Below are 1094 nucleotides of genomic sequence, written 5' to 3' on the forward strand. Positions count from 1 at the left end.
TTGCTGGCTGCCAGTCGGGTCCGTCGGGCACTGCTCGTAGGTGGATTGCCTCCTGCGGAGAGGACCAGGATTCTGGAACTCATTGCCGAGGGGACTCTCGACCTGGTGGTGGGAACTCAGGCCATTATTCAGGATGAAGTCAAGTTTCACCGGCTGGGGCTGGTCGTCATCGATGAACAGCACAAGTTTGGAGTTCGGCAGCGGGCCGCTCTGAAGGGAGCTGGGGAAGAACCCCACTACCTCGTGATGACCGCCACACCCATCCCACGCACCATCGCGATGACGCTTTTTGGCGACCTGGATGTGAGTATTCTGGACGAGGCTCCACCGGGACGAAGACCCGTGCGCACATTTCTGGCCCGTTCCGAACAAAGAGGCCAGTGGTGGGCGTTTTTCCGCCGCAAATTGCAGGAAGGACGGCAGGGATACGTGGTCGTTCCCCTGGTGGAGGAAGATGAAGAGGCCGAAGTGAAAAGCGTCGAGGGAACGTTTCGCGAACTCAGTCAGGGAGAATTGGCAGGATTTCGGCTGGCAGCTATTCATGGCCGAATGACCAGTGAAGAGAAGGAAGAGGTGATGGCGCGCTTTCGACGCGGGGAGATCGACGTGCTCGTTTCTACCGCGGTCATCGAGGTGGGTATCGATGTTCCCAACGCGACTCTGATGACGATTGAGAACGGCGAGCGATTCGGCCTGGCCCAGCTCCATCAACTGCGGGGAAGAGTGAGCCGCGGGCCGGTGCCGGGTTACTGCTGTGTGTTCTCGGATTCCACAGCGCCCGACACCAAACAGCGTCTGGAGGCGTTTTGTCGGACAACTAACGGGTTTGAGTTGGCAGAGATAGACTTTACACTGCGGGGACCTGGAGAGATCCTGGGAACTCGACAACATGGTCTGCCGCCGTTTCGCATCGCGGATCTGGTTCGCGATCGAGAGGTTGTCGAACTGGCTCGTCAGGATGCCTGGGAGCTGATAGCGGCGGACCCCGGGCTAGCCCGTCCCGAACATCGCCGCTTGCGCCGCCTCGTGCTGGCCCGATACGGAAAAAGCATGGCCCTGGCCGACGTGGGGTGAAGGGGCTGCGGTTGTGAGGG

Annotated in this window: 1 protein-coding gene; it reads left to right on the forward strand. The window is 60.1% G+C overall.

Annotation, left to right across the window (positions count from 1 at the left end; all coding sequences use genetic code 11):
• The coding region (locus H5U08_RS19570) for a helicase-related protein (protein ID WP_297037089.1) at positions 1 to 1074 on the forward strand (1074 nt) is incomplete at its 5' end.
• Positions 1075 to 1094: the final 20 nt, after the last annotated feature.

Origin of the sequence: Thermogutta sp. (assembly GCF_014359955.1) — a bacterium.
Lineage (GTDB): Bacteria > Planctomycetota > Planctomycetia > Pirellulales > Thermoguttaceae > Thermogutta.